The following is a 4463-nucleotide window of genomic DNA, read 5'->3' on the forward strand; positions in this document are numbered from 1 at the left end:
TTTAAAAACCACAACTTCATACACCTCTTGTGTGTGGTTTTGGGGGAGTGTGTTTTCTCACAAGCCCCCCCCCCCCCCGGGGCGCGCGCCCGGGGGGCCCGGGCCGTGGGCAGGACGCCGTCAGCGGGCGGCGGGGGTGAAGTGGAGAGGATGCCGCACGGTTTCCGGGCCGCGGACCCGGGTCCCGTGGACCACCAGCTCACATCCGGGCGCGACGCGGCAGTCGACGGTGCGGCCGTCGTTGGTGCCGAACGTCGCCGAGAGGGTGAGCGTCTCGTCGAGCCGGCCCTGGTCGGTGGTGGCCGGCGGCCGGCCCCGGGTGCGGCAGCCCTCGTACTCCGCGGAACCCACGGCGCACTCCACGACCACCGAGTGGTACTGCGGCTCGTAGCCCCGGCCCGTGACGTGCACGGACTGCCCGTCCACCAGCCCCTCGTACGGCTCCACCCGCACCGTCGGCGCCGCTTCGAGGGCGCCGTGCGGGCGGAAGCCCAGCGGAACGGTGGTGAGAACGGCCCCGGCGTTGTCCGTCAGCGCCAGCCGGCACGGGTGGGCGTCGGTCGCGGTGCGGCAGTCGAAGGAGCCCGACCCGGTGGCGAGCTGCGCGTAGAGCTTCTTCGGAGAAACCGGAAGTGTCCCATCCGGAAGCACCCGGAACTGCCGCCCGGTGTCCTCGTCACAGGCCCCCGCCACCGTATCCGGGGCACACAACTCGACCCACACGTACGCCTTGGCCGGCCCTCCCTTGACCGAGAACCCGACAACGTCCCCGTCCAACAACCCGACGGTCCGCTTCACGATCAACTGCGGCCCCACCGGCGCCGCCTGCGCGATCCCCCCAACCCCCGCAAAGACCACCGCCATCACCACCACACCACGGGCGAAATACCCCCACAACCTCATACCTTCCCCCCTCCAACCAACTCCATCCGACAGCAGGCATCCTCCAGCCCCCTCGAACCCCCCGACAAGAACACGTATCCAGCCGCCCGCACACACCGACGCCCGGCAGGGATACCCCTGCCGGGCGTCAACGCACACTGGCCCGAACGACGGATCAGCCGTCGTCCCTCACCGGCTCCAGGATCGCGACGCACTCCACGTGGTGCGTCATCGGGAAGAGGTCGAAGACGCGGAGGGTGCGGACCTTGTAGCCGTTGTCCTTGAAGTACGCCAGGTCGCGGGCCAGGGCCGCCGGGTCGCAGGCCACGTAGGCGATGCGGCGGGCGGAGAGGCCGGCGATGTGGCGGACCGTCTGCTTGCCGGCGCCCGCGCGCGGGGGGTCGAGGACGACGAGGTCGCACTCGGTGATGCCGGTCTTCGGGAGGATCTGCTCGACCTTGCCCTGCTCGACGCGGACCCGGGGGAAGTCCGCCAGGTTGTGGCGGGCGTCCTCGACGGCGCGCTTCGTCGTCTCGATGCCGAGCACGGCGCCCGTGTCGCCGAGCCGCTCCGCCAGCGCGCCCGCGAAGATGCCGACGCCGCAGTACAGGTCGAGGGCCATCTCGCCCTTGCGCGGCATCAGGCCCTGCATGACGGCCTTGATCAGGGTGTCGGCGGCCTGCGGGTGGACCTGCCAGAAGCCGCCCATGCCGACCCGGTACGTGCGGCCGTCGGCGCGCTCGCGGACGAAGGCGCGGCCGTGGACGCGGTGCACCCCGCCGTCCTTCTCCTCGACGCGGAGGACCGACACCGGCTTGTCCAGCTCGACGAGCGGCAGGCGGCCGCCCGGGCGCGGGGTGAGGACCACCTGGCGGTCGCCGGAGCCGGTTGCGGCGATGGCCTCCACCGTCTCCATCTGGGGCCAGTCCTGCTTCTCGATGCCCAGCTCGCTGACGCCGGGAGCGGCGATCATGCAGTGGTCGATCGGCTCGATGTCGTGCGAGCGGTGCTTGCGCAGGCCCACGACGCCGTCGTCGTCGATCGCGAACTGGACGCGGGTGCGCCACTGCGGCACCTGCCCCGCGGGCAGCTTGTCGCCCTCGGCCGGCATGACGGTGCCGTCCCAGCCGGCCTCCTCCGGGGTGAGCCCGGCGAGCCGCTTCAGCTGCTCGGCGACGACCTCGCCCTTGAGCCGGCGCTGGGCGCCCGGCTTGGCGTGCTGCCAGTCGCAGCCGCCGCACTTGCCGGGGCCGGCGTACGGGCAGGGCGCCTCGACGCGGTCCTTGGAGGCCTCCAGCACGGTGATCGCGTCGGCGCGCAGGAAGCGGGAGTCCTCCTCGCCCTCCGTCACGCGGGCGATGACCTTCTCGCCGGGCAGGGTGTGGCGGACGAACAGGACGCGGCCCTCGGCGGTGCGGGCGATGCAGTGGCCTCCGTGCGCGACGGGACCGACCTCGACCTCGTACTCCTCCCCGACCAGTGACTGCTTCTCGTTCTGCTCGGTCATGGTGGGGAGGCTCCAGAAGATCAAAGGAAAACGGCCGGACGACCGACCCACCAGTTTACGTGGATCTCGTCCGGCCGTTCACCACCGCCGGGCGGCGGGCGTCACTTGCCCGCCGGGTCCTTCGGACGCGGCCGCTGCGTGTCGACCGGCCCGCGGCGCACGGCGCCCGGCGCGTTCCAGTCCTGGCGCTTCTTGGCCCGCCGCTTGGCGAGCTCCGAGGACTCCAGCTGGTAGGGCACCGAGGTCACCATCACCCCGGGCGTGAACAGCAGCCGCCCCTTGAGGCGCAGCGCGCTCTGGTTGTGCAGCAGGTGCTCGTACCAGCGGCCGACCACGTACTCGGGGATGTACACGCTGACCGCGTCGCGCGGGTTCTCGCTGCGCAGCCCCTTCACGTACTCCACGACCGGCCGGGTGATCTCGCGGTAGGGCGAGTCGAGGATCTTCAGCGGGACGTTGATCCCGCGCCGCTCCCACTCGGCCTTCAGCGCCTTGGTCTCGTCCGCGTCGACGCTGATGCTGAGCGCCTCCAGGGTGTCCGAGCGGGTCAGCTTGGCGAAGGCCAGGGCGCGCAGGGTCGGCTTGTGGACCTTGGAGACCAGGACGATCGAGTGCACCCGGGACGGGCGCACGCTGTCGTCGCTGGGGCCCTCGGCCGCCGCGATCTCGTCGGCCACCCGGTCGTAGTGCTTCCGGATCGCCGTCATCGTCCCGTAGAAGATCAGCATGCCGAGGAGGGCGACCCAGGCGCCGTGGGTGAACTTGGTCGCCAGGACGACGACCAGCACCATGCCGGTGAAGAACGCGCCGAAGGTGTTGATCGCCCGCGAGCGCTGCATCCGGCGGCGTGCGGCCTGGTCCTTCTCGCTGCGCAGGTGGCGGTTCCAGTGCCGGACCATGCCGATCTGGCTGAGCGTGAAGGAGACGAACACGCCGACGATGTAGAGCTGGATCAGCTTGGTGGAGTCGGCGTCGTAGACCCACACCAGCAGGATGGCGGCGCCCGAGAGGAGCACGATGCCGTTCGAGAAGGCCAGCCGGTCGCCGCGGGTGTGCAGCTGGCGCGGCAGGTAGCGGTCCTGGGCGAGGATCGAGCCGAGCAGCGGGAAGCCGTTGTACGCGGTGTTGGCGGCCAGGAACAGGACGAGCGCGGTGGCGGTCGCGAGCACGATGAACAGGAAGCTGCCGTTGCCGAAGACGGCCTCGGCGACCTGGGAGATCACCGGGTGCTGGACGAATTCGGGGCCGACGGGTACGCCGTCCTCCAGCAGGTTGGTGGCCGGCGACTCGGCCATCCGCACGTCGGTGGCCATGGCCAGGCCGATGATCCCGCAGAACATGGTGACGGCCAGGCCGCCCATGAGGGCGAGCGTGGTGGCGGCGTTCTTGCTCTTGGGCTTGCGGAAGGCGGGGACGCCGTTGCTGATCGCCTCGACGCCGGTCAGGGCGGCACACCCGGAGGAGAAGGCCCGCAGCAGCAGGAAGACGAGCGCGAAACCGGCCAGCCCCTGGTGCTCGGCCTTGATCTCCAGGCCGGCCGTGGGGGCCTCCATCGTGTCGCCCATCACGAGACCGCGCCATGCGCCCCACGCGATCATCACGAAGACGGCACCGACGAACACGTACGTCGGAATGGCGAAGAGCTTCCCGGATTCCTTGACTCCGCGCAGATTCATCAGCGTGAGCAGCAGAATCATGATCACCGCCGAGAGCACCTTGTGCTCGATGACGAAATCGACGGCGGAGCCGAGATTCTCGACTCCGGAGGAGATCGATACGGCGACGGTGAGGACGTAGTCGACGAGCAGGGCGCTCGCCACGGTGAGGCCTGCCTTGGGCCCGAGGTTGGTGTTGGCGACCTCGTAGTCACCGCCGCCGCTCGGGTACGCGTGGACGTTCTGCCGGTATGAGGCGACCACCGTGAACATCAGCACGACGACCGCGAGCGCGATCCAGGGGCTGAAGTGGTACGCCGAGACACCCGCGATCGAAAGGACCAGCAGTACCTCGCCGGGGGCATATGCCACCGAGGAGAGCGGGTCGGATGCGAAGACAGGAAGGGCGATCCGCTTGG

Annotated in this window: 3 protein-coding genes; all 3 read right to left on the reverse strand. The window is 70.2% G+C overall.

Annotated features, from left to right (window positions below):
• Positions 1–120: 120 nt before the first annotated feature.
• Positions 121–777: a neocarzinostatin apoprotein domain-containing protein gene (locus ACFV0Q_RS38720; RefSeq protein ID WP_385012419.1), complete on the reverse strand. Its 657-nt coding sequence runs from the start codon at positions 775–777 to the stop codon at positions 121–123.
• Between the two features lie 280 nt (positions 778–1057).
• A complete protein-coding gene (locus tag ACFV0Q_RS38725) occupies positions 1058–2389 on the reverse strand; it encodes a class I SAM-dependent RNA methyltransferase (protein WP_385012421.1) in 1332 nt (443 codons plus the stop codon).
• 101 nt (positions 2390–2490) lie between these two features.
• Positions 2491–4463: APC family permease (locus ACFV0Q_RS38730; RefSeq protein ID WP_385012423.1), on the reverse strand; the 1973-nt coding region annotated here is incomplete at its 5' end.

Source organism: Streptomyces sp. NPDC059564 (assembly GCF_042735575.1).
GTDB lineage: Bacteria > Actinomycetota > Actinomycetes > Streptomycetales > Streptomycetaceae > Streptomyces.